This window comes from Psychrobacter sp. H7-1, assembly GCF_904846585.1.
GTDB classification, from domain to species: Bacteria; Pseudomonadota; Gammaproteobacteria; order Pseudomonadales; family Moraxellaceae; genus Psychrobacter; species Psychrobacter raelei.
On sequence record NZ_CAJHBH010000075.1, the window covers coordinates 1 to 4,466 of the forward strand.

5 protein-coding genes are annotated in these 4,466 nt (G+C 42.2%); all 5 read right to left on the bottom strand.

The window, feature by feature from the left end; all coding sequences use genetic code 11:
• Positions 1-433 precede the first annotated feature (433 nt).
• A complete protein-coding gene (gene pnp, locus JMX92_RS13020; protein ID WP_201546092.1) occupies positions 434-2,548 on the bottom strand; it encodes a polyribonucleotide nucleotidyltransferase in 2,115 nt (704 codons plus the stop codon).
• Positions 2,549-2,968: 420 nt separating this feature from the next.
• Positions 2,969-3,235: a 30S ribosomal protein S15 gene (gene rpsO / locus JMX92_RS13025; protein ID WP_011959458.1), complete on the bottom strand. Its 267-nt coding sequence runs from the start codon at positions 3,233-3,235 to the stop codon at positions 2,969-2,971.
• Between the two features lie 155 nt (positions 3,236-3,390).
• A complete protein-coding gene (locus JMX92_RS13030) occupies positions 3,391-3,552 on the bottom strand; it encodes a hypothetical protein (RefSeq protein ID WP_162617728.1) in 162 nt (53 codons plus the stop codon).
• Between the two features lie 71 nt (positions 3,553-3,623).
• The gene (locus JMX92_RS13035) at positions 3,624-3,788 is read right to left on the bottom strand and encodes a hypothetical protein (protein WP_162853835.1); all 165 of its coding nucleotides are present in this window, start codon (positions 3,786-3,788) and stop codon (positions 3,624-3,626) included.
• A gap of 91 nt (positions 3,789-3,879) precedes the next feature.
• Positions 3,880-4,338, bottom strand: coding sequence for a type 1 glutamine amidotransferase domain-containing protein (locus JMX92_RS13040; protein WP_227675381.1), 459 nt, complete (start codon positions 4,336-4,338; stop codon positions 3,880-3,882).
• Between the last annotated feature and the right edge of the window lie 128 nt (positions 4,339-4,466).

Below are 4,466 nucleotides of genomic sequence, written 5' to 3' on the forward strand. Positions count from 1 at the left end.
AGCTTGGATCAATCACTATAATAACGAAAGACCCAATATGGCTAATGGTGGCTTTACGCCGATTCAGAAATTTAATATGGCAGCTTAGTTCTACTTATTTAGTGTTTTAAATATGGGGGTATTTCCGTAGAACAACAACAGATGGCCTCCCCTTTTTATAGCAGAATGTTCAAACAGATTTTTTCTAAAAAAAGACACTAGACTTTAAATCAGCAAAAACTACTCGCTGATGCGGCGGCCTATATTTATCACCATATGAGACTATATTTAAGTTTGAATATGGTAACGTCTTTTAAAAGTCATCAAGATTCGGATTATTGTGCATAAAAAAACCAGATACACGAGTATCTGGTTTTTTTAATTCATCCACTTATTTTTGGATGGGATCTACTTTGATAGGCGCAATATTTTTTACGCCTAACCTTGAATAGACTTAAGCTTGAGTCTGCTCTTGCTCAACGCCTTTCATGGTTAATTTGATGCGACCACGGTTGTCTACATCTTGCACCAACACATTGATTTGTTGGCCTTCACTTAGGTAATCCGATACGCTCTCTACACGCTCATCAGCGATTTGTGAGATGTGTACCAGACCATCAGTACCTGGTAAAACCGTTACGAATGCACCAAAGTCTACAACGCGCGCAACGGTGCCTTTGTATACTTTGCCCACTTCCACTTCAGCGGTAATGGCTTCGATTTGACGGATGGCTTCTTTGGTCGTGGCTTTGTTTTCACCAAAGATACGAATGGTACCATTGTCATCAATATCGATAACCGCACCGGTGTCTTCGGTTAATTGACGGATGGTTGCGCCGCCTTTACCGATCACATCACGGATTTTATCAGAATTGATTTCGATGACCGCATAGTTTGGTGCATGCGCATTGATTTCAGTACGGCTGGCTGGCAATACTTCGTTCATGGCATTTAAGATATGGATACGGCCGGCATGAGCTTGCTCAAGTGCTTTTTCCATGATATCTGAGGTGATACCTTCAATCTTAATATCCATCTGTAAGGCTGTGATACCGTCTTTAGTACCGGCCACTTTAAAGTCCATATCACCTAAATGATCTTCATCACCTAGGATATCTGATAAGACAGCAAAGCGGTCGCCTTCTTTGACCAGACCCATAGCGATACCAGCTACTGGGGCTTTTAACGGTACACCGGCATCCATTAAGGCAAGGCTGGCACCACAAACTGACGCCATTGAAGACGAACCATTTGATTCAGTAATCTCAGACACCACACGGATAACGTATGGGAAGCGGTCGCTATCTGGAAGCATGGCTTGAACACCACGGCGAGCCAGACGGCCATGACCAATTTCACGACGCTTTGGCACGCCTTCACGGCCAGTTTCACCCACTGAATAATGCGGGAAGTTGTAATGCAGCATGAAATGATCTTGGATAGTACCCGCTAGCGAGTCAATCAAGTTCACATCACGTGAATTACCTAAAGTCGTGGTGACTAGAGCTTGCGTCTCACCACGGGTAAATAGCGCTGAACCATGAGTGTAAGGCAATACACCTACTTGAATATCTAGCGCACGAACGGTATCTAAATCACGACCATCGATACGTGGCTTACCTGATAAAATAGCGTCACGAACGGTGCGATATTTTAGATCATTATAGATTTCTTTAATTTGAGCTTCTTTTTCAGCAAACTCTTCTGACTCAGGGTCACCTGCTAAGGCGTCAATAGCCGCAGCCTTGATCTCATCTAGTTTTTCGTAGCGTGCTTGCTTATCGCTAATGGCATAAGCTTCAGCCACTTGCTCACCAAACTGTGTGGTTACTTTTTCTTTTAACTCAGCATTTAGCTCAGGTGCCACAAAATCTTGTTTTTGAGTTCCCACGGCCTTGGCCAGCTCAGCAATATTATCGATAACAATTTGCTGCTGTTCATGACCGTACAATACAGCGCCCAGCATTTGGTCTTCAGACAGCTCAGCAGCTTCTGACTCAACCATTAATACCGCTGATTTAGTACCCGCCACTACTAAGTCAAGATCACTGCTCTTTAACTCTTCAATTGAAGGGTTAAGCACGTATTCGCCATTGATAAAGCCTACGCGGGCACCACCAATAGGGCCATTAAACGGCGCATCTGAGATTGAAAGTGCAGCTGAAGCACCAATCATGGCAGCGATATCAGCATAGTGCTTTTTGTCACTTGAGATGACTGTGGCAGTAATCTGGATCTCGTTGACATAACCTTCTGGGAATAAAGGACGGATGGGACGGTCAATGAGACGTGAGGTTAGGGTTTCAAACTCAGTAGGACGGCCTTCACGTTTGCCGTAAGCGCCTGGAATTTTACCAGCAGCGTACATTTTTTCTTGATAGTTGACGGTTAGCGGGAAGAAGTTTTGACCTTCTTTAGCATCGCTTTTTACAACCACAGCGACCAATACTGATACGCCGCCCATATGAACCAATACTGAATTGGCTTGTCGTGCGATACGACCGGTTTCAATAACAACTTGTTCGTTGCCGTACTGGAACTCTCGAGAAATGGTATTAAACATTGACATTAATTTTTCCTATTTTTTATAAACTTCGGATACGAATGAATAAATTCGTCTATTGCGACTTAGTGTTAGCCTCTAACGTTTAACTGCTCTTATCCAAATACCTGCTCTCATCCAAATATGATGAAATACACAGCTTTTTGGTAAACACCTTACACGTTAGAAGCCCAAGGTCAGCAACTAGACGGCTTCTTATTTTACAGGGATTTGCCATACTTGACCAATAAAAGTCATCCCCTCCCTGTGGGGCATTTAGCTAAGCGACTTTATAAAATCTTAGGCTGGCTAAATGTTTAGATACAAAAAACGGCGTGAAATATTCACACCGTTTTTTGTTTCGTAAGGCATGAGCGCTTTAATTTAAAATCTACTGTGGCATCAAGCCCAAATAAGCAGTGCTTGAGGCCAAGATAGAAATTAAAATTAACGACGCAAACCTAGTTCACTAATTAGTGACGCGTAACGAGTTAAGTCTTTACGTTTTAGGTAGTCTAACAGCTTACGACGTTGGTTAACCATACGGATTAGACCACGGCGGCTGTGGTGATCACCTTTATGCTCTTTAAAGTGAGCTTGAAGATCATTGATACGAGCACTTAATAAAGCGATTTGTACTTCTGGTGAACCAGTATCGCCAGGGGCGCGCTGATATTGAGCAATAACTTGTTGACGATCGGTGTTAGTTAACATAACTATCTCCTGCAATGCATTGATAAAATAAAGTCAGTTTCATTGGGGACATCCCTGCATTACTAGAGATGACCTAAAAAAATGACTAAGTAAGCCTATCATTATAACAAAAAACTACTCTGAAGTGAGTAGTTTTTTTTATGGCCTAAAAGCGCCTATTTTTTGGCATCGGCCTCGGTAGCATGACGACCTAAAGCTTGACTGTCTTCTTCGGCAGTAGTTGCTTCGGCTAATGAGTCAGGCGTTTGGCGCTCTTCTAGCGCCTCTTCAATAGCATCGCCATTTAAGGGGGTAGCGCCTTGTTGAGTATTACTCATATCGTTCTCCTAAATAAAGGGGGTAGACAACAGATCATTTGCCCATATAAAGGGCTAATAAATGCTGAAATCTATTTATCGTTACCCTGCGCTAAGTTATCTGCGATACCTTCAGCGGCCTGTTCCTCTGATTTGTCTTTATTTTCACCCAAATTACCTTCTACTTGGTTCTTTAGACCGGCTAATTCGGCGTCCGACTGCTGCTGTTCAAATTTATTATCATTAGACTGTGTCATAATATATTCCTTATATGATGATTTTTCTCAATGTATGGTAGAAAAATTGAGTATGGGTTAGAGGGATTGATAAATTAACCAGCTATTAAAGTTAAGACAGTGCCTTATCAATAGCTGCTACGAAGTCTTCGATATCATCTGGCTTACGTGACGTAATAATATTGCCATCTTGCTGTACAGATTTATCCACAAAGGTGCCGCCTGCATTTTCTATATCAGTTTGCAGTGACGGATAAGCGGTTACTGTTTTACCTTTTACCAAACCGCTATTCACTAACAGCCAAGGTGCATGACAGATGGCTGCTACAGGCTTGTTGGCCTCGTAAAACTGTTTAACAAAATTTTGGGCACTCTTGTCGATACGAATGGTATCTGCATTAACAGTTCCACCTGGTAAAACCACCGCGTCATAATCCTCAGCGCTTGCCTCACTTAAAAATAAGTCAGCAGTAAAGGTATCTGCTTTGTCCACATCCTGCTGCATGGCCTGAACCGTTTTATTATCATTGGTGGTAATCAGTACGGTCTCATAACCTTTGTCCTGTAACAAGCGGAAATACCCCCATATTTAAAACACTAAATAAGTAGAACTAAGCTGCCATATTAAATTTCTGAATCGGCGTAAAGCCACCATTAGCCATATTGGGTCTTTCGTTATTATAGTGATTGATCCAAGCT